Annotated in this window: 28 protein-coding genes; 20 read left to right on the forward strand and 8 right to left on the reverse strand. The window is 61.9% G+C overall.

Annotated features, from left to right (window positions below):
• The first annotated feature begins 202 nt into the window (after positions 1-202).
• Positions 203-325: a hypothetical protein gene (locus H0P51_RS28870; RefSeq protein WP_281373900.1), complete on the forward strand. Its 123-nt coding sequence runs from the start codon at positions 203-205 to the stop codon at positions 323-325.
• Between the two features lie 123 nt (positions 326-448).
• Here H0P51_RS28870 and H0P51_RS08820 read toward each other — a convergent pair whose 3' ends face one another.
• Both H0P51_RS08820 and H0P51_RS08825 read right to left on the reverse strand, forming a co-directional pair.
• Entirely contained in the window at positions 449-796 is a 348-nt protein-coding gene (locus tag H0P51_RS08820) for a DUF2200 domain-containing protein (protein ID WP_180917559.1), read from the reverse strand.
• A gap of 275 nt (positions 797-1,071) precedes the next feature.
• Positions 1,072-2,103: a linear amide C-N hydrolase gene (locus H0P51_RS08825; RefSeq protein WP_180917560.1), complete on the reverse strand. Its 1,032-nt coding sequence runs from the start codon at positions 2,101-2,103 to the stop codon at positions 1,072-1,074.
• 130 nt (positions 2,104-2,233) lie between these two features.
• Between H0P51_RS08825 and H0P51_RS08830 the strand changes: the two genes are divergently transcribed.
• Together H0P51_RS08830 and H0P51_RS08835 are read left to right on the forward strand one after the other, a co-directional pair.
• The gene (locus H0P51_RS08830) at positions 2,234-2,968 is read left to right on the forward strand and encodes a TetR/AcrR family transcriptional regulator (protein WP_180917561.1); all 735 of its coding nucleotides are present in this window, start codon (positions 2,234-2,236) and stop codon (positions 2,966-2,968) included.
• A 107-nt stretch (positions 2,969-3,075) separates the two neighbouring features.
• Positions 3,076-4,623, forward strand: a complete 1,548-nt coding sequence (locus H0P51_RS08835; protein WP_180917562.1) for a flavin-containing monooxygenase — start codon at positions 3,076-3,078, stop codon at positions 4,621-4,623.
• Here the strand turns inward: H0P51_RS08835 and H0P51_RS08840 are convergent.
• From H0P51_RS08840 to H0P51_RS28880, 4 genes are read right to left on the reverse strand one after another with little or no spacing between them, the layout of a single operon-like run.
• Positions 4,609-5,148 (reverse strand): TetR/AcrR family transcriptional regulator, encoded by a 540-nt coding sequence (locus tag H0P51_RS08840; RefSeq protein ID WP_180917563.1) that lies wholly within the window; start codon positions 5,146-5,148, stop codon positions 4,609-4,611. The genes H0P51_RS08835 and H0P51_RS08840 overlap by 15 nt on opposite strands.
• On the reverse strand, positions 5,132-5,578 hold the full coding sequence (locus H0P51_RS08845) for an SRPBCC family protein (RefSeq protein ID WP_180917564.1): 447 nt from the start codon (positions 5,576-5,578) through the stop codon (positions 5,132-5,134). The genes H0P51_RS08840 and H0P51_RS08845 overlap by 17 nt, the downstream gene beginning before the upstream one ends.
• 44 nt (positions 5,579-5,622) lie before the next feature.
• Positions 5,623-6,255 (reverse strand): class I SAM-dependent methyltransferase, encoded by a 633-nt coding sequence (locus H0P51_RS28875; protein ID WP_180917565.1) that lies wholly within the window; start codon positions 6,253-6,255, stop codon positions 5,623-5,625.
• Positions 6,256-6,313: 58 nt separating this feature from the next.
• Positions 6,314-6,439 (reverse strand): hypothetical protein, encoded by a 126-nt coding sequence (locus tag H0P51_RS28880; RefSeq protein WP_281373901.1) that lies wholly within the window; start codon positions 6,437-6,439, stop codon positions 6,314-6,316.
• 286 nt (positions 6,440-6,725) lie between these two features.
• Between H0P51_RS28880 and nrdF the strand changes: the two genes are divergently transcribed.
• From nrdF to H0P51_RS08875, 5 genes are all read left to right on the forward strand, one after another.
• Positions 6,726-7,700 (forward strand): class 1b ribonucleoside-diphosphate reductase subunit beta, encoded by a 975-nt coding sequence (nrdF, locus tag H0P51_RS08855; protein ID WP_180917566.1) that lies wholly within the window; start codon positions 6,726-6,728, stop codon positions 7,698-7,700.
• 128 nt (positions 7,701-7,828) lie between these two features.
• Entirely contained in the window at positions 7,829-8,935 is a 1,107-nt protein-coding gene (locus tag H0P51_RS08860; RefSeq protein WP_180917567.1) for a tyrosine-type recombinase/integrase, read from the forward strand.
• A gap of 235 nt (positions 8,936-9,170) precedes the next feature.
• Entirely contained in the window at positions 9,171-9,392 is a 222-nt protein-coding gene (locus H0P51_RS08865) for a helix-turn-helix transcriptional regulator (RefSeq protein ID WP_180917568.1), read from the forward strand.
• The gene (locus tag H0P51_RS08870; RefSeq protein WP_180917569.1) at positions 9,389-9,631 is read left to right on the forward strand and encodes a hypothetical protein; all 243 of its coding nucleotides are present in this window, start codon (positions 9,389-9,391) and stop codon (positions 9,629-9,631) included. The genes H0P51_RS08865 and H0P51_RS08870 overlap by 4 nt, the downstream gene beginning before the upstream one ends.
• A 386-nt stretch (positions 9,632-10,017) precedes the next feature.
• Positions 10,018-10,989 carry a DUF3631 domain-containing protein gene (locus H0P51_RS08875; RefSeq protein ID WP_246398509.1) on the forward strand — a complete coding sequence of 324 codons (972 nt, stop codon included), beginning with the start codon at positions 10,018-10,020 and terminating at the stop codon, positions 10,987-10,989.
• Positions 10,990-11,032: 43 nt separating this feature from the next.
• Here the strand turns inward: H0P51_RS08875 and H0P51_RS08880 are convergent, their stop codons facing one another.
• Complete coding sequence (locus H0P51_RS08880) at positions 11,033-11,200, reverse strand: helix-turn-helix domain-containing protein (RefSeq protein WP_425488976.1); 168 nt, start codon at positions 11,198-11,200, stop codon at positions 11,033-11,035.
• 320 nt (positions 11,201-11,520) lie between these two features.
• On the opposite strand from H0P51_RS08880, the gene H0P51_RS08885 reads away from it, so the two are divergent.
• From H0P51_RS08885 to H0P51_RS28420, 9 genes are all read left to right on the forward strand, one after another.
• On the forward strand, positions 11,521-12,111 hold the full coding sequence (locus H0P51_RS08885) for a hypothetical protein (RefSeq protein ID WP_180917571.1): 591 nt from the start codon (positions 11,521-11,523) through the stop codon (positions 12,109-12,111).
• Positions 12,112-12,819: 708 nt separating this feature from the next.
• Positions 12,820-13,164 (forward strand): hypothetical protein, encoded by a 345-nt coding sequence (locus tag H0P51_RS08890; protein WP_180917572.1) that lies wholly within the window; start codon positions 12,820-12,822, stop codon positions 13,162-13,164.
• 55 nt (positions 13,165-13,219) lie between these two features.
• Positions 13,220-14,176 (forward strand): hypothetical protein, encoded by a 957-nt coding sequence (locus H0P51_RS08895; RefSeq protein ID WP_246398511.1) that lies wholly within the window; start codon positions 13,220-13,222, stop codon positions 14,174-14,176.
• Between the two features lie 119 nt (positions 14,177-14,295).
• A complete protein-coding gene (locus H0P51_RS08900) occupies positions 14,296-15,405 on the forward strand; it encodes a hypothetical protein (protein WP_180917573.1) in 1,110 nt (369 codons plus the stop codon).
• 259 nt (positions 15,406-15,664) lie between these two features.
• Positions 15,665-16,237, forward strand: coding sequence for a hypothetical protein (locus H0P51_RS08905; RefSeq protein ID WP_180917574.1), 573 nt, complete (start codon positions 15,665-15,667; stop codon positions 16,235-16,237).
• A 15-nt stretch (positions 16,238-16,252) separates the two neighbouring features.
• Positions 16,253-17,611 carry an ApeA N-terminal domain 1-containing protein gene (locus tag H0P51_RS08910; protein ID WP_180917575.1) on the forward strand — a complete coding sequence of 453 codons (1,359 nt, stop codon included), beginning with the start codon at positions 16,253-16,255 and terminating at the stop codon, positions 17,609-17,611.
• A 174-nt stretch (positions 17,612-17,785) separates the two neighbouring features.
• Positions 17,786-18,364 (forward strand): recombinase family protein, encoded by a 579-nt coding sequence (locus H0P51_RS08915; RefSeq protein ID WP_180917576.1) that lies wholly within the window; start codon positions 17,786-17,788, stop codon positions 18,362-18,364.
• Positions 18,361-18,906 carry a hypothetical protein gene (locus H0P51_RS08920; protein WP_180917577.1) on the forward strand — a complete coding sequence of 182 codons (546 nt, stop codon included), beginning with the start codon at positions 18,361-18,363 and terminating at the stop codon, positions 18,904-18,906. Before H0P51_RS08915 ends, H0P51_RS08920 begins: the two co-directional genes overlap by 4 nt.
• A 227-nt stretch (positions 18,907-19,133) precedes the next feature.
• A complete protein-coding gene (locus H0P51_RS28420) occupies positions 19,134-19,241 on the forward strand; it encodes a helix-turn-helix domain-containing protein (protein WP_246398513.1) in 108 nt (35 codons plus the stop codon).
• Here H0P51_RS28420 and H0P51_RS08930 read toward each other — a convergent pair.
• On the reverse strand, positions 19,238-20,794 hold the full coding sequence (locus tag H0P51_RS08930) for a hypothetical protein (RefSeq protein WP_180917578.1): 1,557 nt from the start codon (positions 20,792-20,794) through the stop codon (positions 19,238-19,240). The two genes, H0P51_RS28420 and H0P51_RS08930, sit on opposite strands and share 4 nt — an antisense overlap.
• A 265-nt stretch (positions 20,795-21,059) precedes the next feature.
• Between H0P51_RS08930 and H0P51_RS08935 the strand changes: the two genes are divergently transcribed.
• Genes H0P51_RS08935 through H0P51_RS08945 form a run of 3 tightly spaced genes read left to right on the forward strand, consistent with a single transcriptional unit; the run spans position 21,060 to position 22,446 of the window.
• Complete coding sequence (locus tag H0P51_RS08935) at positions 21,060-21,665, forward strand: HNH endonuclease (RefSeq protein WP_180917579.1); 606 nt, start codon at positions 21,060-21,062, stop codon at positions 21,663-21,665.
• A 5-nt stretch (positions 21,666-21,670) separates the two neighbouring features.
• The gene (locus tag H0P51_RS08940; protein ID WP_180917580.1) at positions 21,671-21,811 is read left to right on the forward strand and encodes a hypothetical protein; all 141 of its coding nucleotides are present in this window, start codon (positions 21,671-21,673) and stop codon (positions 21,809-21,811) included.
• Complete coding sequence (locus tag H0P51_RS08945) at positions 21,808-22,446, forward strand: hypothetical protein (protein WP_180917581.1); 639 nt, start codon at positions 21,808-21,810, stop codon at positions 22,444-22,446. Before H0P51_RS08940 ends, H0P51_RS08945 begins: the two co-directional genes overlap by 4 nt.
• Positions 22,447-22,466: the final 20 nt, after the last annotated feature.

A 22,466-nucleotide genomic window follows, 5' to 3' on the forward strand; every position in this document is an offset into this window, starting at 1 on the left:
CTGTTCTAGCTAAGTCGCAGGCCAGGGAAAATGCTCCCTGGCCTGCTTCTTTATCTCCCACGGTCTAACCTAATTTTGCGCCCGATGGGCAGTGGCCGGATACCGAACTGCATCACGGCGACTGTCACACAGCCTGCGACGACCGGCCACAAAGCGCTCCGCAGTTTGTGCCGAGTTCCTCGCGGTCCCAGGGTCCGTGCTCGTGGCCAAGGAGTACGTGGCCACCCTGCCCCCCTACCGGCAGAAGGATCTGCGGGAGCAGGAGGCCCGCGGTGAGCTGCGGATCGTGCCGCGGATCGAGATGGAGCTGGGCTCGGCGGAGTAAGTCGGTCAGTTCAGCTGTTCGGTGTACACGTCGGGCCGCGGATCGGTGGCCACCTCCTCGACGGGCGACACCGTGGCATAAGCGCACGGATCGGGGCCACTGGGGTCCTCGTGCGACAGCCGACTACGCCGCGCGCAGCACCTTGTTCATCGGCTTGCCGCGCGCGAGTTCGTCTACGAGCTTGTCGAGGTAGCGGATCTTCTGCATCAGCGGGTCCTCGATCTCCTGCACCTTCACCCCGCACACGACGCCGGTAATCAGCGAGGCGTTCGGGTTCAGCGAGGCGTCGGCGAAGAACTCCGAGAACGTGGTCTCGTCATCGAGATGGCGCCGCAGCGTCGCCTCGTCGAAGCCGGTCAGCCAGCAGATGGCCTCGTCGAGTTCGGCCTGCGTGCGGCCCTTGCGCTCCAACTTTGCCAGGTAGTGCGGGTACACCGCGGCGACGGCGGTGCTGAAGATCCGGTGCTCCATGCGTCGAGGCTACGGCGTGGTGGGGACACCGGGTGACATCGCGACATCCATGACTCACATCACATCTCGTTCTTGTCAGGAATTGAGACGCTGTCCCGCTCAAGTAGACGACAGGGAGTTAAGGGAACCGACAGGAGCGGCACATGGAGCACCGCATCGTCGTCCTCGGCGCCGGGTATGCCGGGGCCTACGTGGCAGCGACCCTGGCCCGCCGTCTATCCGCGGTGGACACCGCGATCACCGTGGTCAACGCCGAGTCGGAGCTCGCTGCCCCTTCAGCTCTGTGTCGCTTTTGGGGCTGCTGCCGCCAGCTCGTCCAGCAGCTTCAAGGACAAGAACGTCATCGGCCCTTTGTCCTCGAACTTGTGTCCCACGTTGCCGGCGATCCCGCCCTGCACCGCGAGTTCCGTCTGCAGGTCCAGTTTGAGCTGGGGGCTGCCCGCGGAGAAGTCAAGGTCGGCCAGGTCCACCCACACGATGTTGGGCCGGGTGGTGGATTCGTAGACGTACCGCTTGTTGGTCAGGTCCAGGACCACCTGCCAGATCGTCTGAGAGGCGTCGGGCTTGCCGGGGTCGGGGATGCGGAAAGGTTGTGCGGCATTGCGAATCACCGAGAACATGCTGGCGATCGCCTGAACCTGCCCGGTCGGCTCGGGCAGCCGGTGCACGTAATAGGTGGCGCGGGCGAACCGGTCGCTGGCCAATGTCGAGCCGGGCAGCGGTGCGGTGCCGCCGAGACCCTCGAAGCTCTTCACCAGCTCGAGCTGCTGATCGAAGGTGGGTGAATTCGTCATCACGCGGTAGTTCTTGCTGTGGTAGACCTTTGGCCGCCCCTCGACGTACTCGATGATCGCCGAATCGCCGGTAGCGTCGTCGAGTGCGAGGTGAATCGTGGGCGGGTTTCCACCAGTGGGGTCATCCATCTGCACCACCTGAACGTCGGTGTCAGCGATCCATTGGACCGCCTCGGCGACGGTTTCGAAGTTGTCCAGGAAGTACTGCAGCCAGATCGCTTGGCTGAGTTGGGGGCGCGAATCGTCGGGCACGCCGTAGCTGGACTCGGCCAGCCACAGTACGTGCCCAGCTAGCCCGGCTTCGTTAAGTCCATCCACGGAGATGATGTCGAACGCGGTGGCGATCACGCTGCCGAATGTCGACGTCCAGCGCAGCTTGCCGGTGACACCGTCGTCGCGGCTGACGCCTCGTGGCTGCTTCCACAAGTTGGTCATCAAGTCGCGGTGGAAGTCCATGTTTCTGCCAACCAGGACCGCGTCGCCCGCATCGGGCCAGATGACTCGTGTGCACATGCGATCCACCCTATCCAGCTGCGCATGACCTAGCGGCTGCCACGGGCATTGCCGGTCAAATCCCGCTGGGTGGCGGCGGGAACGCCGAGTCTGCCCAGGTCAACCGATGCCACGCGGTATGGTGCTTGGCGTGGTGAGAATTAGCCGACCCCACCCCAGCGCCAAGCCTGGGGCCAAGGTCGACGCGCGCAGCGAGCGTTGGCGCGAGCACCGCAAGAAGGTGCGTGCCGAGATCGTCGAGGCGGCCTTCCGGGCAATCGACCGCCTGGGACCCGAGTTGAGCATCCGTGAGATCGCCGAGGAGGCCGGCACCGCGAAGCCCAAGATCTACCGGCACTTCACCGACAAGTCAGACCTGTTCCTGGCCATCGGGGAACGCCTGCGGGACATGCTCTGGGGGGCAATCTTCCCCTCGATCAACCTGGCCACCGACTCCGCGCGCGAGGTCATCCGCCGTGCCGTCGAGGAGTTCGTCACGCTGCTTGACCAGCACCCCAACGTCATGCGGGTGTTCATCCAGGGCGGCTCTAGCGCGCAATCCAAGGCGACTGTGAGGACCCTGAACGAGGGGCGCGAGATCACGCTGACCATCGCCGAAATGTTCAACAACGAGTTGCAGGACATGGAACTCAATCGCGACGCACTCGAGCTCGCGGCGTTTGCTGCATTCGGCTCGGCGGCATCGGCCACCGAATGGTGGCTGGGGCCCGATCCGGACAGTCCGCGCTCCATGACGCGGGAGCAATTCGTCGCCCAGCTGACGACGATCATGATGGGCATCATCGTCGGGACCGCCGACACGCTGGGCATCAAGATGGACCCCGACAAGCCCATTCACGACGCCCTGCCCGCCGCTTCAGCGTGAGCTGGGCCTCAGCAACGTTGACATCGCGGTAGGGATCGACAACACTCGGGCTTATCCGATACCCCGGGTACTGGGTATTGTTGTCAAGTAAGGAAGACCGACCCCCCATGACAGAAGTCGTGACCCCGGCCGTAGACGAGAGCGGCAAACCCCAATCTGACCAGCCACCCGTTCACACCCGGGCTGTCATCATCGGCACCGGATTCTCGGGCTTGGGCATGGCGATCGAGCTGCAGAAGCAGGGCGTGGACTTCGTCATCCTGGAGAAGGCCGACGACGTCGGCGGCACCTGGCGGGACAACAGCTACCCCGGCTGTGCCTGCGATATCCCGTCGCACCTGTACTCGTTTTCCTTCGAGCCCAAGCCAGACTGGAAAAACCCGTTCTCCTTCCAGCCCGAGATCTGGGACTACCTCAAGGGTGTCACCGACAAATACGGTCTGCGGCGCTTCATCAAATTCAACGCGTTAGTGGACCGCGGTTACTGGGACGACGACGAGTACCGCTGGCACGTGTTCACCACCGACGGGCGCGAATACATCGCCCAGTTTCTGATCTCCGGAGCCGGCGCGCTCCACATCCCGTCCGTCCCAGAAATCGAGGGTCGACACGAATTCGCGGGTCCCGCTTTCCATTCCGCGGAGTGGGACCACAGCGTCGACCTGACCGGAAAGCGCGTCGCGATCATCGGGACCGGAGCCAGCGCGATTCAGATCGTGCCCGAGATCGTCGACCAGGTCGCCGAACTCAAGCTCTATCAGCGCACCCCGCCCTGGGTGGTGCCGCGATCCAACCCCGAGATCCCGCCGCGGCTGCGGGCTGCCATGCAGAACGTGCCTGGTCTGCGGGCCCTCACACGTCTGGCTATCTACTGGGGCCAGGAGGCGTTGGCGATTGGCATGACCAAGCGGCCGAACGCGCTGAAATTCATCGAGCTCTACGCGAAGTACAACATCCGGCGCTCGGTGAAAGACCGTGAGCTGCGCCGCAAGCTGACCCCGAACTACCGCATCGGTTGCAAGCGAATCCTGAACTCCACGACGTACTACCGCGCGGTCGCGAATCCCAAAACCGAAGTGGTGACCGACGGGATCACCCGGATCACCCGGGACGGGATCGTCTCCGCCGACGGTCGTGAGCGCCCGGTGGACGTGATCGTCTACGCCACCGGCTTTCACGTCACCGACTCCTACACCTACGTGCAGATCAAGGGTCAGCACGGCGAGGACCTGGTGGACCGGTGGAACCGCGAGGGTATCGGCGCCCACCGCGGTGTCACCGTTGCCGACGTTCCCAACTTGTTCTTCCTGCTGGGACCCAACACGGGCCTCGGGCACAACTCGGTGGTATTCATGATCGAGTCTCAAATCCACTACGTGGCCGACGCAATCGCCAAGTGCGACAAGATGAAAGCGCAAGCTTTGGCCCCCACCCGCGAGGCTCAGGATCGGTTCAACGACGAGCTGCAGGAGAGGCTGTCCCAATCGGTGTGGAACAACGGCGGCTGCGCCAGCTGGTACCTCGACGAGCACGGCAAGAACACCGTGCTGTGGGGCGGCTACACCTGGCAGTACTGGCGGGCCACCCGCTCGGTGAAGCCCGACGAGTACCGGTTCTTCGGGGTCGGCAAGCGGCCGGCGCTAACCGCTCAGTAGCTGCGCGAAGACCTGCGCCGCCGCGTCGACGCCCGCATCATCTTCGGTAGCGACGAGGTCGAGCAACAGTCCGCGGATGACCGCGAGCCCGAGGCGCGCCAGCGCGGGATCGGCGGAGCCCTTCGTGACGGCGTCGGCTGCCTGCAGCCAGCCGGTGACGGCGCCGGGAATCATTGTGGCGAACGACTTCTCGCCCTGTGCCGCCCGTGAATAGCACTCGAAGAACAGGCGCTCCAGCTGGCGAAGTTCGGGGCGGCTCACGTCTGCCCACATGGCGGTGAAGTGCTCGGCGGGGTTCGTCGGCAGCTCGGGCAGCACACGCATCTGCCGGCGCTCGACCTCCGTGACCACCGCCAGCAGCAGCTCTTCCCGGGATCCGAAGTGGTGCAAGAGCATTCGATGGCTGGTGCCGACCGCGGCGGCGACATCGCGCAGTGACCTGTCGCCCACCCCGCGGGCGGCGAATTCCTCGACCAGCGCGCCGAGGAGTTGCCTGCGCCGGTCGGTGTCAGGCGCGCGAACCACGGGCGCCCCGGCGCTGCTCGGATCGCTTGGTCAGGCCGCGTGCCTCCATGTCGAGGTAGCGCTTGGTCATGTTCGTCATGAGGCGGCCGACCAAGGCGCCGAGTACGCCTTGCTGGTCGATGCGCTGGCGCACCAGGGTGCGGCCGCCGGGTTGGGGAATGACCTCGTGACTCGCCTTCGCCAGGGCACCCGGAGCACGTTGTTCCCAAGTCCAGGACATGCCGGGTTCGATCTCGGTGACCCGCCAGACGAGTTTGCCCATCCGGGGCTGCTTGATCGCGAACCGTTTGCCCAACGCCAGGCCTGGGCCGTCCAGGGCAACCAGGGAAGTCACCGACTCGGTCCACTCGGGCCAGCGTTCGACATCGCTGAAGACTTCCCAGACCACCTCTGACGATGCGTCGATCTCAAAGCTGTGTTCGATAAGCATGTACCAAATGGTACATGCTTAGGTGTGAGCAAGTCGTGCTGCGGTCAGCCAGGCTTACGGCCCCATGCGGCGACAACCAATCCGCCCCGGTAGAGGAACGAAGGGTCTGCGAAAGCCCGCTGCGCCGCTGCCGCATCCGCCTGCTTCACCACGCCGTTGGCGACCATGGCGTCATCCACCGGCAGAAATGATTGAATCATCAACTGCGACATAGGGCTTCGTCCGGAACTGACCAACGCGACAGCCTCGTTCTGCAGATCGGTCAGCGCCAATGCCTGCATGTGCACCGGCAACGTGCGGCCGTAGCGCAGATCCATGACCCCGCCAGCTGAGAGGAACTTGATTCGCGTGTTCGCGCAGAGGTCGAACGCCGCGGCGAGGGGATGCGTTGCGTCGGCCGCCTCAACAGTGCCGTTATCGACGTCTTCGACCATCAACCAGCAACCGGGGCGAAGCGCGGTGACCAGGCGTTGCAGCGCCGCAACCGGATCGCGCAGATGCGTCAGGACCGATCGGGCGTGTACCAGGTCATACGCCGACGGCTCAAGCGGATCTTGAGTGATGTCAGCGCGCCGGACCTCGACGTTTTGTGCGGAGAGATCGCGGAGAAACCGTGTATCGAGATCGACGGCGACGACCTTCCCGCCGGGTCCTACCCGTCGGGAGAGCCAGCACACGACAGAGCCTGCGCCCGCGCCTACCTCGAGGCATCGCCAGCCTTCGGCAACGCCGATACTAGTCGAGCAGACGAAACGAGGAGGGATCGTTGTACTGCTCGATGAGTCGCAACCGCGTCAGTTCGTCACTTGCGTGGCTGTCGGTCCAGAAATAGCCGCTGCTTGCGCCGTCTTCGTGCTCCAAACCACCACCCCCCTATCAGGCAACGACACGTGCAGCAAATGTCGCAAAAGTAAGTGTTGAGCGAGCCCCGCTCAGTGGTTCACCACGTTATAGAGGTTATCGTCCGGACCAGGGAATATCTGCCGTTTCAGGTTGCTCCGCTGGCTTTGACGACGACTGGCGACACGCCGCCAAACACAACTTATTGTGTTACGCCGCCTTGTCGGACACCAGGGGTAGTGTCTGAGGCCTAAGCAAGTCCGGCGTGGCCGGCAGCCAATTTCGCACCTGGTGAAGTGGGGTTCTGGTGAGTGGAAATGCAAAGCTGATCGACCGCGTCTCGGCGATCAACTGGAACCGTCTGCAAGACGATAAAGACGCCGAGGTTTGGGACCGCCTGACCGGCAACTTCTGGTTGCCAGAGAAGGTGCCAGTGTCCAACGACATCCCGTCCTGGGGCACGCTGACTGCCCACGAAAAGCAGCTGACCATGCGGGTGTTCACGGGCCTCACCATGCTGGACACCATCCAGGGCACCGTGGGTGCGGTGAGCCTCATCCCCGACGCGTTGACCCCGCACGAGGAGGCGGTTTACACCAACATCGCTTTCATGGAGTCGGTGCACGCCAAGAGCTACAGTCAGATCTTTTCCACGCTGTGCTCGACCGCCGAGATCGACGACGCTTTCCGCTGGTCGGAGGAGAATCCCAACCTGCAGCGCAAAGCCGAGATCGTGCTGGAGTACTACCGCGGCGACGAGCCGCTCAAGCGCAAGGTCGCCTCCACGCTGCTGGAGAGCTTCCTGTTCTACTCCGGCTTCTACTTACCGATGTACTGGTCGAGCCGGGCCAAGCTGACCAACACCGCCGACATGATCCGGCTGATCATTCGCGACGAGGCGGTACACGGCTACTACATCGGCTACAAGTACCAACGCGGCCTGGCGCTCGAAGACGAGTCCAAGCGCGCCGAGCTCAAGGACTACACCTACGAGCTGCTGTTCGAGCTGTACGACAACGAGGTGGAGTACACCCAGGACCTTTACGACGAGGTCGGGCTGACCGAGGACGTCAAGAAGTTCCTGCGCTACAACGCCAATAAGGCGCTGATGAACCTCGGCTACGAGGCGCTGTTCCCACGGGACGAGACCGACGTCAACCCGGCGATCCTGTCGGCGCTGTCGCCAAACGCCGACGAGAACCACGACTTCTTCTCGGGGTCGGGGTCGTCGTACGTGATCGGCAAGGCTGTCGTCACCGAGGACGAGGACTGGGACTTCTAAATGTCCTGTTCAGGCCGTCAATAAGCGCATCGAGGTCCAACGCCAGCTACCGAATTGCGCCAGTGCTGCTACCCGTGCAGCGGCACTTTGCCCACATTTTGCCCACATTTAGATCTACTCTGGTGGGCATGGCAGTCGTGCAGGCTTACGAGACCAAGCAGGGCAGGCGCTACCGGGTTCGGTACCGCACGCCCGACAACCGGCAGACCGACAAGCGCGGTTTCCGGACCAAGCGCGACGCCGAGCGGTTCGCCAACACGGTCGAGGTGGCCAAGCTCAAGGGCGAGTACGTCAATCCTGCTGACGCCCGCCGCACGCTCGACGACCTCGGGCAGGTTTGGCTGGACAGGCAGAAGGGTCACCTCAAGCCGTCCGGTTACGCCGTCATGGAGACGACCTGGCGCGTGCGGGTCAAACCGCGCTGGGGCCTCGTGGCGCTCGGCGACATCAAGCCGACCGCCGTGCAGGGATGGATGACCGAGCTGGGCCAGACCGCCGAGGGCAGGAAGGCCATCGGTCCCGCCGCGATCAAGCGCTCCCACTACGTGCTGTCACAGATCCTGACGGACGCCGTTACCGACAACCTGATCCCCAAGAACCCGGCGACTGGTCTGAAGCTGCCGAAGACCTCGCGCAAGAGGCCGGTGTACCTGACCCATCGGCATGTCGACGACCTGGCGGACGCTGCGGGAGAGTACAGGACTCTGGTGCTGCTGCTGGCGTACACCGGGATGCGCTGGGGTGAGGCGATCGGCCTAAGGGTTGCCGACCTGGACCTGTTGCGCAAGCGAGCCGTGATCCGTGAGAACGCCGTGCAGTCAGGCAACAGCATCCACGTCGGCACGCCGAAGTCGCACAAGCAGCGTTCAATTCCGTTGCCGGAGTTCTTGGTGCCGCTGCTGGCGCGTCAGTGCGAGGAGAAGGGCAGAGAAGACCTCTTGTTCGGCGAAGGCGATCACGTGCGCCGCCCGCACCCCGTGTCCGGGTGGTTCGCCAAGGCGGTTACCGAGTCGAAAGTGCCACGGGTGACGCCACACGACTTGCGGCACACTGCCGCCTCGCTGGCTGTCTCGGCTGGCGCGAACGTCAAGGCGGTACAGCGGATGCTCGGTCACGCCAGTGCCGCCATGACGCTGGATCTTTACGCCGACCTCTTCGATGACGACCTGGAAGGAGTGGCCGTCGCGCTGGACACAGCCCGTGCCGAAGCCGCTTCAAAGGTCACGGGTCGATAACGAATTTCTAAGATTCTGTGATGTCTCTCGGCAACTCGAAGGTCGCAAATCGCCAGGTGGCTACTCGCCGCGATTCGATTTCTCCTACAGAAAGTGTTTAGTGGCCTATAGAGAAGCTCTAGTCACCCTGTAGCGCAACATGTTTCGTCCTAACTCTGGGTCACGAATCGAGTCGTAGTGTCGCTCTCAACGACCGCAGGAAATTTGCGGTTTGCGGAATTGAGAGGACCTAGTGATGAGTACCAATCGCACAGGAAGTTGCGATCGTGAACCGTTGGCTAAGACTGCGCAGGTCGCCGAATACCTGGCCACCACCGTTAACCAGCTGACCCGGCTGAGATACGAGGGCAAAGGACCGCGCCCGAGTTACTGCGGTCGCTCAGTTCGCTACCGCTGGTGCGACGTAGACGACTGGGTGCGCGAGCAGACGGCGCGCGCAGGCGGGGATGCCGGATGAGCGCCCTCCAAGAGCGCATCGACACAACTGCCCTGCTTCGCGCCGAGGAAAGCGCCAGGAAGATCTGCGTCGATCTAGTTCACACAAACAGCGAGATCAGGTTACTCGAAGAACGAGTGGACAAGTTTGAAGAGAGGCTGCAATCTATCAAGCGCATTAAGGCCCGTCAGCAGCGCGAACTGACGAAAGTGCAACGCCGGATCGGCGCTTTAGTAAAAGCCGCCGAGTGCGACCTATGAACGCCCTGTACCTCGCTCGTGGTAGTCGGTGTCGTGGTACCGGTGGCGCTGGGGGTGTGGGCCGCGTGAGCGAGGACTTGCGAGCGGGTTTGCGACGTTATGCCCGCATCGGCTCAGAACCGCAGCCCGGCGAACACCCCTATGAGTGCTACCGCCGCGCACGGTCACTTCGAGAATCACGAAAACCACCGGGCAGCAAGGAATCTGAGCCACTTTCAGCAGCCCCCGAAGGTGATCATAACGGGAGGCAATTTGACCGCCTTCCAGCTCCATATCGACCAAGCCGCAAGGGATCTCATCGAGGTCCGTCCTGCTGACTATGCGGACGAATCTGGCAGTGGCAATGGTGCCCAACACGTAGAGGACGTAGAGGATGGACAACTGACATGACTGATATAAGTGATCGCCCCAGCGACCAGGCCGGGGCGACCAGTAACAACTGTGATCCGACATCAAGGACCAGCATCCACAATACCCCCGACCGGTATTCGGTGGTCGAACAGATCCAAGTCGATGTTAAAAAAGGCAACGCCGCCATGGCCGAAAAGCGGGCCGCTGGTGACCCGAGTGCGAGCGCTGAACCGGAGGCGGATCAGGATGCCGCCGGTGATTCGAAAGTTGATGCTTCATCCGCTGGTGAGCCGCCGCCCGTCGGCAGTGATGCGCCTACCGATTTAGTGGACGGTGCGCGGCTGCTCGACGAGCTGCTAGCGATTCTGACTCGATATGTGGTGTTCCCTGACGCCGAGGCCGCCGTGGCCGTCGCGTTATGGGTGGCTGCTACCCATGCGATCGAGGCGTGGCACGCAGCACCACGGCTGATTCTCAACAGTCCACAGAAGCGATGTGGCAAAACCCGTGCGCTGGATGTGATCAGCGGGTTGTGTCACGCGGCCCTGATCACCGCGAACGCGAGAGCAGCAGCCATTTACCGCTCGATCGACGCAAAACGGCCACCGACGCTGGTGATCGACGAGGTCGACGCGATCTTCGGCACCAAAAGGGCCGCCGAGCAAAACGAAGACCTTCGTGCGCTGATTAATGCCGGGTATCAGCGCAACCGGCCAGCGTTGCGCTGCGTCGGGCCACGACACGAACCTACAGAGTTCGCCACGTTCGCCATGGCGGCTCTTGCGGGTATCGGTGCCATGCCCGACACCATCACTGATCGGGCCGTCAACATCACCATGCGCCGACGCAGCGCGAATGAGAAGGTCTCGCAGTTCCGTTGCCGTCGTGACGAACCGATGTTGCACGAAATGCGTGATCGGCTCGCAGAGTGGACGCTGGCTCACATCGAGGAGCTGGCTGCCGCCGAGCCCGAGTTGCCGGTCGACGACCGTGCCGCTGAAGAGTAGATCCTTTGGTCCACGGACGGGCGGTCAGCGCTCGACAAGGTCTCTAGTCGGCCAGCACCGGCAATCCGCTGACCAACTCTCCCGCGTCGATCTGAAGACCTTGGGCGATTTTCAAGATGTTGTGCAAACTGAGGTTGCGTCGACCGCGCTCGACTTGGCCGAGATAGGTCCAATGCACTCCGACAATCTCTGATGCGCGTTCCTGGCTCAAACCCAGCTCATGTCGCCGCGCAGCTACCCGACGACCAAACTCGCGAGTCGCCGGAGTAACCGGCGACCGAGACGGGGCGGGCATGGCCCAAGCCCACAGGCGGCAACACTATCTATCCAGAGACAATGAATCCCGATACCTTGAATCCTGTTACTTCTTTCCGTAGCTTGAAATGACCCATGGGCGATTACCAAGCAAGAGATCGTTGCGTCGAGGTGCGGCGAGGTCATCATCGCCTCGGGATGCCCGACACACGGCTGGACCCAGGGCGAAGATCGACAGTCCCGACGCTCGGTTCCTCGACTGCGGGGATCGGGTGAATGACCGGCGGCCTTGAGAATGTTGACCTGAAGTCGCACACGTTCTATTGGGACACCGCCTGCGAGATGGCCCGCTGGCTGCGCAAAGAAGGCAACGTGCCGCCCCCGCTGAATCTGGAAGGGCCGATCATGGCCCAGGGTGAGGTAGGCCGGATCGCCGCACCGCATGTGCGCTACGACCGCCTCTACGGCGGCAGCGGCAGCTACCGCACCATCAACCCCTTTGTGGCCGGTTCGACAGGTTTCGTCGTGGGGGCCTGGGGCGCAGCACTTCTGGCGAATCAATACGCCAAGGAAAAGGCGCAGCAAAACGCTCAGGTGCGGTGGCGTGACGAAGCGACAGCTGTCGTATACGTCACCTCGCAGCGGGTGATCACCGCACTTCCGGAGCGGACCCTGTACTTCGCATTCTCGCGAGTCACTGCGTTTCACGTCGATTTCGACAACTGGAACACCTTGCTGAAGTTCACCGGCGACGTCGCGTCGCTGCGGCTCGCTGGCCCACCCGCGCCGGTGTTGGCCGTGTGGATCGCCAACGGCCTGTTCGGCTCCAGCTGGATGAAGGATTCCCGCTTCGAGCGGCTCGGCTGATCAACACGCAAGACGAATGGAGACGAGGAATATGAGCGCGGTACGCGACGTGACAGGGATGACCCGGCAGGACGGTGGAAGTGACCGCGCCGGTCTTAGCGTTGGGTCACTGGTGCGGAGCCTAGTCGTTGCGGCCAGTGCCCTTGCCGCCACGGTACTCGTCGGTTGCGACATCGGCGGGCACAGTGAGTCCTGGAAGCGCGGATACAACGAGGGCCATAGCGCGGTGGGCTACACGCGATTGGGCGTTTCGTCAAAGGTTGCCTGCGAATCCGTGGCGTCAGCGGCGGCTTCTTTTGGCCCGAAGGAGAACTGGGATGACTTTGAGGCCGGATGCCAAGCATGGCTGAGGGAACATAAGGAAGACTAGCCGTGTCCGCGCGGCTAGCCACGGTGTCGCGCGGAGTGACGAATACGCTGATGGCAGCGCCTTGTGGGTCGACGGGAGCCTCGGAATCCCCAAGCGGTCGCACTCGGCTAGAGGACGGATTACGCGGCGGGATGGACGATCGAGGCCACTGAGACGGGAACTCGCTTCACCAACGGCAACACAGGGCACGGCGGAGTGGTGGCCATCGAGTCGGTCCATGGATTCTGAGCTATTGGCGTCGTGAAGGAGCGTCAGCTTCGTTCGCCGCAATCTCATAGTCGGCTATCTGTCCCGGCAATACTTAACCCCGGTGTCGTGTGTCGCCACTCGGTGCGGAGATGGTCGAGGGTGATAATCCGGGCGTGGCGGACAGGAGTGTCGCGGGTGGAGCACAATCGACACCAACGCGGTTCTTGCTGGACACCAACGCCTTCATCGCTTTAGAACCGTTCGCCGGACAGGTGGAGCCTGGATTGGGACCGGCAGCCACGTTCATGCGCCTGGCGATGAAACAAGGCAGCAGAATCTTCGTTCATCCGGCAACTAGGGACGAGCTTGCCGAATCCGTAGACCACGTGCGCATGAAGCAGCGGATCGCCGAATTGGCCAAGTTCGAGATGCTCGACGAGGGGTGCCGCCACAGAGTTACGCCTACGTCCACGCCGTCTGCTGCCGACTGCTGAACTTTCGATGTCCGGACCAGCCATGCTCCTAAGGTACGGCGGCACAGTGGAATCGGTGTTCGAGCTGTTGGGTCAGAAGGAAAATGACCTCACCGCCGCGTTCGGGTACAGCCTGGCGCGCTGCCCGAGGCTCTACGCGAAGCTGATCGACCGACTATCGCACCACCTGACGTTCGATCTGGGCGGGGATCCCGAGTTCGCACTGGAGACACCCGACGAAACCGGACGAACCGACCTGGAGGTCAGGTTGCCGGGCGGACTTCTCGTGTGTGAGGCAAAACGCGATTGGCTGCTGCCGGAGGTTCCACAGTTACGCCGGTATGCAGGGCGGGTGCGCAGGCACGGAGGCGGGGCGCTGGTCACACTCTCGCAGGCATCCCAAGCGCTCGCTCTGACGCGGCTACCCGATCGCCAGGTAGAGGGCGTTCCCGTCGTTCATCTTTCGTGGATCGAGGTACTTGGTGACATCGACCGCGCGCGCCGTGGGTGCCGGGGGCAAGAAAGGCTGTGGCTCGATGAGTTTCATACCTACGTCAAAGGGGTTGTCCGCGTGAAATCGGTTGCCGATAGCTGGGTTTACTGCGTGGTGCTCAACGAGCAGCGCACAGGGGGAAGGCGCAACCTCAGCTACCGCGAATGGGTGACCGACGAGCTGACTTATTACCATCCTTACGGTGTTAAGCGTTGGCCGAAGGAACCGCCGAACTTCCTGGCGTTTCGCTGGAACGGTTTTGTGCAGTGCATACACCGCGTCGATAGCTACGAGGTCGTTCCCACGCTGCTTGACAGGTTCCCAGACCTACCGCCGAGCGAACGCCTCCGTCAGTCCCATGCCGTCTACAGACTGAGCGAGAAGGGCATCCCACTGCTGAAGCCAATCCCCAACGGTGCACGATATCGCGCGGCCCGCCTATGGGTGCTTCTCGACCAGTTGCAGGTGGCCGATACGCTCGCTGATGCCTACGAACGTTCGCAAACCCTGAAAATCCACGGCGGGATCCGTACCGCCTGAGCCAATTACCATCCCGCGCGGGGATGAAACTCAGCAGGCTGCAACGAACTTCGTGATTCCATCAAATTTTGTGCGGTATCCATCTACCTCGATTGACCAAGCATCGTTATGTTGCTGAGGTGGCGATCTCACAAGCCGATAGACGTCAATGGCTAGATCTACTGCGCGAGTGTCGGTTCGTACTCGATGCCATGCGGCACCAGACAAGTTACGCCGTGAGACCCAACCTCTTCACCAAGGGCACCCAGGCGTCGATGTGGCAGTTGCATCCGGGCAAACTTGTTCGAGAGTTCGACTCGAAGTCTTCGAAGCTGGACGCGCGAATGGGCGCTGCGTTGTTCGATGCCGTCAGCGAGGTTCGAAATTTCCTCAACCGCCCGCAGCCGTGGACGACCACCCAAGTTGCTGAGGACCTCACGCGCGCTGTGCTCTTGGTCGACAAGGCGATTGGAGCGGTCGAATTGCTGAGGTTGGACGACGAAACAGTCGCTCAAGTCGTGGATGAACTGGAGCGCGACTATTTGTTGTCGCTCGCCGTGACGCTGACGGGCCAAGGAACTATCGCTCAGAAGCTCTCCGAATGGGAGGGCGGTGATCCCGGCGATTACCTCGACGTTGCTACGTTCCGTTTGGTCCGCGAAGGCGGTTCTGGTCGCCTCCACATGCGCGATATTTACGAGGCAACCGATGCGGGAATGACGACTCTCCTCTTCGGCAAGGGGTTCCGCAGCTACGACAAGTACCCGCAGGTTCAGTACATGCTGTACAGCCAATGGTTCACCTACATGTATGCGCTCTGGGAAGAGCAATATCGGATACGCCTAGCCGTCGCTCACGGAGCTGACGACGACGGCAAGCCCTGGACGAGATTCGACATCATCCAGCAGCTGTTCGGTGACATCCGAAATGTCCGCAACGACGTCGTCCATAAGCACGGCGTCGTCGACGCATGTGCTGATAACACCAAGCTCGCCTGGTTCACCGAAGGATCCCGGATCGAAATCACAACCGAGCAAATGCACTCGCTCGTCACGCTGTTCCCGCGCGAAGAACTGTTGCGCAAACCGACCCGGGCCAAGCCGGGCAACCCCCAGAATCTGCCTTGGTCGGTCGAGCCTGAGCTGGTCGACGAGGTTCGGCAGCTTGCTGATCGAATAGGACTAACGCGAAGGTTGAAGAAGGACATAGGGAATGAAGCGCTCAAATGTTGGATTGCCTCGCACCAGTAGGTCTATCTCGGTTCAGTGCTTGGTGAGACACGCAGCGCGCCAGAGGTATACGTCGGCAGATCTCGCCGACGTAGCGCAGTACGACTAGTTGTCTAGGTCTTCGCGCAAATAATCCTGCTGCACGATTGAGGAGCCAAACATCAGTACATCTTGCCCGTCGCACATCACGTTCGCCGACACTCCGACCGTCCCACCGACGCCTCCATCGCTGCCCGAGCCCGTTCCGCCTGGTACTAGCGCCCCGAATGTCGTGGTCAACTTGCCGCCGGAAACCTTCAACCACGGAGACCAATGGTTGGGCGGTTGGTCGGGAGTCGGCCTCGGAGCAATCATTGGCGCCATCATCACGGGTACCGTCCTTTTCATAATTGAAGGTAAGCGTCAGTCGGGCGAAAATAATCGCAAGCTGATGGAGTTGAAGCGTGCTGATCAACGCCTATGGAACGAGGATATTCGCAGTTCATTCGTGGCAGCGAGAGCGCAACTCAATAAATTCCGCACCCTGGTGGGTAGAACTCGACTCAGCGCGCATTTCTCCCATAACCGTGAAGAAATGATCAGCCTCTATCAACAACTGACCGATGTACGTGCTCAGCTGATCGCAATCAACGATGACCTGCGCATCGTCGCTGACGACGATCTAGTCAGTGCATTCAATCCGGCTGCAGAACTCGTCCTCGGATTCCTGAAGCAGTTTTCCGTCGAAGGCGATCATGTCACCTATAAGCCTGAGACGGTGAACTCGACTAAGGTGCCGGACTACGCACAAGTGGAACAAACCATGTTGCAAGCCGTGCGCACTGCTCTTAAAACACCTTCGGAACTACCTTAGCGGGAGGCAGCCTCCTTGGACGAACTCATAGCTAATTCGCTCGCGGGGTCGGTGGGTTATGTGTGGCCGTTTTTTGAGAAGTCGGGGTTCGACAACCAGGTTTACGCCGGACACCTGGCACAGTCGGACGACCGCTTCAAAGTTTCGGTCTTGGCGCCTTCGCCGATTGGTGTCGGTCTTGGGCCGCTAGAAGGTCAGAAGCGTATTCCCAGCTCCCTGCTAGCTGTATCAGAGGTTCACGGAACACTCGCGTTTGACATCACTCGTATTGGCGGCACCACAAATATTGGCGGGGTCAAGGCGTCAAGCCGCGACTACTATTGCCGCGCAATCGCCGTTGGCTTTCCTGCGGACGAACTCAAATCATCGCGCATGTACGAGATGGCCGCCTACTTCCCCGGCCTTGAGCACTGGTCGAGGATCAGGGGTTCCAAGTCGGAGGTAAAACACGATGAGTACCATCGCCCGACAGTCATAAATACGACGATCAGGTCCGCGCCGGAACAGGTCACCCGATTCTCCAAGTATCAAACATTGGTGGTTTCAACGCATTTCGAGGTGACGGGACCCAGAGACGATCGCCGCGCCTATACGCCGCTGTCGATCTCGTCAATAACCGAGTCAGCTGTCGACTGGCGATTTCACATGAACGTGCTGCTGTCCATTCAGAATCTCATTAGTCTGTGTTGGGATGGCTTTGTTCGCGCCGACGGAGGGTACGTCCGGCTCGATCTCTCCGAACCTGAGGAGACATCGAACGCAAAACTATGGTCCCAGCGCCTCATGGAAATCCCCGCAGCCGTACAACCTGCTCCTCCCAGCACCACGTTTCCACTCGTGCGTTACGAGACACTCGGCGGAGTCGATGGCCTCAGACGATGGGTCAGGCTTGCCGAAGCACACCCCCGCGCGGTCGGCCCCATCACGTCGCGGAACCGTGTTGCCCGATCCCCAGTGGTTGAGAGCGTGCTGCACGACATTTGCGTCGCGATCGAGTACTGGGTCAACTATCACAAGAGCATCAAGCGCTCGTGGGCGAAGCCGCGAAGTCAGCGTGATAGCCAGGCGGAACGATTAGCCCGCTGGGTCGGTAATGAGTTTGGCGAGTTCGTCGGAGATCCACAGAAGTGGGCACGAAGCTTGTGGCAACATTACGGAGATCTGAAGCACCAACCGACTCTTAGTTACGACCCATACGAGTTGTACTTACTGGCAGATAGCGCACGGATTTTGCTGACTTGCGCGCTGCTGAATCGGGTGGCGGGAACGAAAAGGCCGACGCGAGCTTTATGTCGCGCGACCCAAAACCACGACACCGGCTATGACGTTCGCGATCTACTGGACACCCAACCGAACCCTGCGCTGGAAATCTAAGTACCGGAACCTGCTGCCGGATGCCAACCACGCTAGCTGTGTTGTCTACCTGGGCTCTAGTCAACTTGGACAGGTTCCTCGTCAGCATCGATCGTCTAACTAGGGTCCTTGTCGAATTGATAGACAGTGTCTAGAATAGATTCAGGAGTTCAAATCGACAGAACAGGGGTATGGATGGGCAAAGGTCAGATCGTCGGCTACGTGCGGGTGAGCACCGCCGACCAGAACACCGACCGCCAGCTCGACGGCATAGACCTCGACGAGGTGTTCACTGACCACGCCAGCGGCAAGGACACTAAGCGACCTCAGCTGCAGGCGATGCTCAAACACGTCCGTAAGGGCGATGAGCTGGTGGTGCACAGCATGGACCGACTCGCCCGGTCGCTGGTGGACCTACGCCGCACCGTCGATGAGCTGACAGCCAAGGGTGTGCGCGTCCGATTCGTCAAGGAGGGTCTGGTATTTGGTGACACCAGTGACCCGTGCGCGACTCTGATGCTGTCGGTGATGGGCGCGGTCGCCGAGTTCGAGCGCGCCCTTTTGCTCGAACGTCAACGCGAGGGCATCGCCATCGCCAAGACTAAAGGTGCCTACAAGGGTCGCAAGCCGTCGCTGACCGAGGACCAAGTCGAGGCGGTAGCAGCCCGTCTGGCCAAGGGAGAATCGGCGTCCGTGTTGGCTCGCGAGTACGGCGTCAGTCGGGCCACTGTCTACAACGCCCGGCTGCGGGCGACCAAGGAGGCGTTGGCGTGACCGACCTCGATCCCGAATTGGTTGCTGAAGTGAGCTGCCGGGCAAGATCCAGCACCGCCCATCATGAAGCCGGGCACGCCGTCGCCGCCGTGGCACGCGGCGGGACGCTGATAAAGATCCACCTCGGCTACGCCGATTGGTCAACCCTCGACACCAGTGGCGACCTGCCAGCCGAAACGCACCACCGCAGCAGCAAGCAGAACTTGCCGTTCGTCACCTTCGCCGGACCGTGGGCCACGGCGAAGTGGACCATTCAGAACGACCCTGGTGTGGATGACTTCGATGATGCCCTGGAGTATGCCTTTGACAATGCCACTGACGGCGATGGTGCGAAGTACGACGGTGTAGTGGAGCAGCTCAAGTCCTTCAGCGCGACGGTCGGCGTGCCACTGGGTTGGGAACGGCCATGGGAATACCACTGGATTAACGAACTGGAACCGTTGTGGCCAGCCGTGTGCGAGATCGCGGCGATGCTGATCGACGGACAGACCGTGGTCCACGACCAGGTTCAGGCCGCGATCGATCGTTGCCCCGACAACTGACTTAACCCGACGCGCCGAGACCCAGGGATGGGATGTGAGGCTGCCTTCTCGTTCCCGCATGTCGAAGTGCGCGACGAGCCCACCATTGCCGGTGAAGTCCGTTGCCCTTTGAGCGCTTCACAATGATCGAGCGGACCCCGCGCCGGTCTGGGCGCTGCCGCCGCCAATGGGCGCAAGGGTGGTCGTCCCCGCCAGATCGATGACGCTGCCGCTGCAAGGCACGAAGCTTGCGGGACAAGGGGATCCACGCCACCGACTTCGCGAAGATGTTGGGCGTCTCGCGCGCCACGGTGTACCGGCATCTCGCCGTTGACGAGTCCTCTGCTGCTTACTAGGGCGGATACCATCCGCAAAGGGCGCTGTGGAACACGGCGCGCTCGGGAGGCGGCGGCTCCGTCTCGCCAGGTATTGCTTGAACACAACCCAGCAGCGGGCTGTGGTTGGACGCCGCTTGGGGCGTATTTCGCAGGATCAGCTTCGTGAACGCCTCGATGAGTGCCAGCCCGGCTCCCATCAGCGTGTGACCCGCAGTCGCGAGGTCGGCGACCATCACTGGGCTACCGAAGACTTCGGCGGCATCTGCGCGCCATACGCCGAGAGCCTCGTAGTGCTCCTGAAGCATGCCGTTGTTTGCCCCCGGTGCCAGTTCGGGCATCGCGTCGAGGTTCAGACCGATGTTCATCGAGTTCCCGTACTGCCGCCCAGGGTGTTGATCGACGGGGAGGATGCCATCGTGGATGTGGTTACGCAGGACTTTGCACACGCCCGCGTAGACGTGTAGGCGTGTGACATCGCCGAGCGCGGCGGCGGGGTATTCGCGAACAAGGTGGTCGTTTATGTAGCCGCGTCCGTCGAGGGAGAAGCGGAACCGGGAGGCGTCCCGGGTGGGGTCGATGAGCAGCGGAAATCGGCGTCCGTAGATATCGAATGCTGCAGCGAGGTATAGCAATTCGCGGTCGAAGGCCTCAGCGGCAGTCTCGACGACGTCGGCACCGTGGCTGCGGTCGTGCCAATTCGACAAAGCGGCCAGCATCTCATCGAGCGCGCGGGCGGCGCGTGCCAACCGTGCCCTTATCGACCTGAGCGCACTGATGGTGTCGAAGTCGGTGTGGCGAGCAGCGAGTTGGGGGAACACGTCGAAGTAGGGCATCTCCGACGTCACGCCCCAGTCGTAGAAGTTGGCGATCGTGGACGTCGACTCCGTCCGCTCCCACGTACCACCTCCCACAAGTCGTCCGCGTTGTACTTCGACCACCGGGTTATGGGTCATCCGCAGGTAGTGTCCGATGACGGCGACCGCGTCGTCCGGCGTCACGCTCGCGACCACGTCGTTGTCGGCGACATCGCTCCTACCTGCCGTCGACGCACCGGTCACAATCAGGTCGATACCTAGCTCGGCTGCCGCTGCCGCGTACGCGGCAGCACGGTGGCGGTCCGCGAGCGAGATCGGCTCAGCCTCGGCTGGTGCGGTCTGGGCATCGAGATGCTGGTAGATCTCGAAGAAATGCGCCCGCGTGCTCGATGACATCCGCTCGGACTCAGTCTTGATCCAGATGAAACGCGTGTCGAGTTCCTTCGCCGCCCTGTCGACCGTCGTGAAGCCGACCTCATGCACCAGCGGGTCCCGGAGCGCCGCTGTCCAGGCGTCGGGCACTTCACCGTCTGCGGGTACAAGCAGCTCGAAGGCGATCTCGTCGCGTTCGAAGAACGTGGCCAGGTAACCATCCGGCGGTTGCGGCAGGGTCGTGGTGTCGATGCCGAGCCGCATGGGCCGGGTTGCCGGTTTGAGCGGGAACAACGACGGCAGGTCCGAGTTCTCCCGTATCGGCGCTCGGACGAACCGCATGAATCTGTTGTTCGGCTGCCCGTCGGGGATCGTGATGGTCATAGGCGTGATGTTCCCACTGACCTCTGACACGGACTTGCTGTCGGACCTTCCGTTCATAATTCTTGGGGTGAAGGGTTGTTTGGTGGTGGGCTGCGGCGAGCAGCACTACTCGCGAGATATGTGCAAGCGGCACTACACCGCGTGGTGGCGGGGGGAAGTCATACCTGGTGGACCACCGGTCCGGGAGGTGCCCGTGTGTACAGCGCCCGGATGCGATCGTCCGGTCTTGAGCCGGGAACTGTGCCGCCGCCACTACGCCGCCTTCATGAAAACGAACCCTCCAAAGCTCGCCCAACGGGGCCGAGTATGCGACGTCGAGGGTTGTGGCCGCCCCCATGAGTCCGACGGGCTGTGTGGCACACACGCGCTCAGGCGCAAGAAGGGCCAGGACCTGACAGTCGCCATCCGCACCGACCGCACCCTCCAGGAGAAGCTGGACTTCTACGCCCCGCCATCTGATCCAAAAGCATGCTGGCTGTGGACTGGCGCGAAGACCAACGGGTACGGGGTGCTGAATATCGACGGCGTGAATCGTCGAGCGACTCATGTCGCGCTCGAACTTGCCACAGGACAACAGGTTCCAGATGGTCTGGTCGTCCGACATCGCTGTGATACCCCGGCGTGTGTCAACCCCGCGCACCTGGAGACAGGAACCCAGGGGGACAACATCAACGACATGCACACACGCGGACGGGCCGCTGTCGGAGAAGCGTTGCCCGTCTCGAAGGTCACCCCGGAGATCGTTCGTCAAATTCGGGACTTCAATGAGTCGGGCACGATGACACAGACCGCGATCGCGAAGCGGTTCAACATCACTCAGCCTGCGGTGTGGGCGATCATCAACCGGACGACCTGGGCGCACGTGGACTGACATCGATGACTGAAGACGCGCTGTACCCAGGGATGGACGAGCACCGTGCCATCGAGTTTCTCTGGGCGACCAGCGACGGCACCGCCATCGACAGCTGGCACTGGCTGATCGAGACATCGACGACGTCGTTCTACATCAATCCATGAACCGCGCGATGCAGGCAGCCAAGGTCACCGTCCACGGTCCGGATGCCCGCTATCCGGGAGAGGACCACTATCGCTTCGACGTGATCAGGACGCCGGAGAGGGAAGTGGATCAGAAGGCCGCCAACCGCTCCGCCCGTGCTGGGGGTCGCTGGCTCACCGACTCCGGTGGACTACCTCTGTACTTCACGGGTCGACGAGTCGCTGACAACGTGGACCACGTCGTACGACTCAGCACAGGACACGACGTGTTCGTTGCCGGTGCGCCCCCGGCGGGTGGGTCCGATTGGCCCAAGGAGAAAGCGACGATGCGGGGCCTCCTGCCGATCCCCGGCGAAGGGTTCGTCGTGCACGTGGACGTCTTCCTGCGCTATGACGGCGAGCGTGGACCCTACTGGCCACACTCTGAGGAGGCGATCCGCGCTCAGCGCGCGGGCTTGGGATTCATGACCAACTCGTTGGGCTGGAAGCTGTCGGTCGTCGTATTCCAGCGTCGTGTCGACGAGGAGCCCGACCCCTGCGGCGACCTTCGCGGGGATACGCCACTTGACCGGTGCCGTCGTGGCTACGTCGCGATCGTGGAAGATGACGGGCTGTTGTGGTTGTGCGAGAAGCTCATTCCCTGGTCCGACTCCTGACGCTCCGTGTGCATGATCTG

It is taken from the genome of Mycobacterium vicinigordonae, assembly GCF_013466425.1.
In the GTDB taxonomy this organism is placed as follows: domain Bacteria; phylum Actinomycetota; class Actinomycetes; order Mycobacteriales; family Mycobacteriaceae; genus Mycobacterium; species Mycobacterium vicinigordonae.

What these genes read in the sequence shown, in the direction of transcription:
- H0P51_RS08820 (WP_180917559.1), bottom strand. Translation starts at nt 796, where the DNA reads ATGGAGCACCGGATCTTCAGCACCGCCGTCGCCGCGGTGTACCCGCAC.
- H0P51_RS08825 (WP_180917560.1), bottom strand. Translation starts at nt 2,103, where the DNA reads ATGTGCACACGAGTCATCTGGCCCGATGCGGGCGACGCGGTCCTGGTT.
- H0P51_RS08835 (WP_180917562.1), top strand. Translation starts at nt 3,076, where the DNA reads ATGACAGAAGTCGTGACCCCGGCCGTAGACGAGAGCGGCAAACCCCAA.
- H0P51_RS08845 (WP_180917564.1), bottom strand. Translation starts at nt 5,578, where the DNA reads ATGCTTATCGAACACAGCTTTGAGATCGACGCATCGTCAGAGGTGGTC.
- H0P51_RS08860 (WP_180917567.1), top strand. Translation starts at nt 7,829, where the DNA reads ATGGCAGTCGTGCAGGCTTACGAGACCAAGCAGGGCAGGCGCTACCGG.
- H0P51_RS08865 (WP_180917568.1), top strand. Translation starts at nt 9,171, where the DNA reads ATGAGTACCAATCGCACAGGAAGTTGCGATCGTGAACCGTTGGCTAAG.
- H0P51_RS08870 (WP_180917569.1), top strand. Translation starts at nt 9,389, where the DNA reads ATGAGCGCCCTCCAAGAGCGCATCGACACAACTGCCCTGCTTCGCGCC.
- H0P51_RS08875 (WP_246398509.1), top strand. Translation starts at nt 10,018, where the DNA reads ATGACTGATATAAGTGATCGCCCCAGCGACCAGGCCGGGGCGACCAGT.
- H0P51_RS08885 (WP_180917571.1), top strand. Translation starts at nt 11,521, where the DNA reads ATGACCGGCGGCCTTGAGAATGTTGACCTGAAGTCGCACACGTTCTAT.
- H0P51_RS08890 (WP_180917572.1), top strand. Translation starts at nt 12,820, where the DNA reads ATGGTCGAGGGTGATAATCCGGGCGTGGCGGACAGGAGTGTCGCGGGT.
- H0P51_RS08915 (WP_180917576.1), top strand. Translation starts at nt 17,786, where the DNA reads ATGGGCAAAGGTCAGATCGTCGGCTACGTGCGGGTGAGCACCGCCGAC.
- H0P51_RS08930 (WP_180917578.1), bottom strand. Translation starts at nt 20,794, where the DNA reads ATGACCATCACGATCCCCGACGGGCAGCCGAACAACAGATTCATGCGG.
- H0P51_RS08935 (WP_180917579.1), top strand. Translation starts at nt 21,060, where the DNA reads ATGAAAACGAACCCTCCAAAGCTCGCCCAACGGGGCCGAGTATGCGAC.
- H0P51_RS08940 (WP_180917580.1), top strand. Translation starts at nt 21,671, where the DNA reads ATGACTGAAGACGCGCTGTACCCAGGGATGGACGAGCACCGTGCCATC.
- H0P51_RS08945 (WP_180917581.1), top strand. Translation starts at nt 21,808, where the DNA reads ATGAACCGCGCGATGCAGGCAGCCAAGGTCACCGTCCACGGTCCGGAT.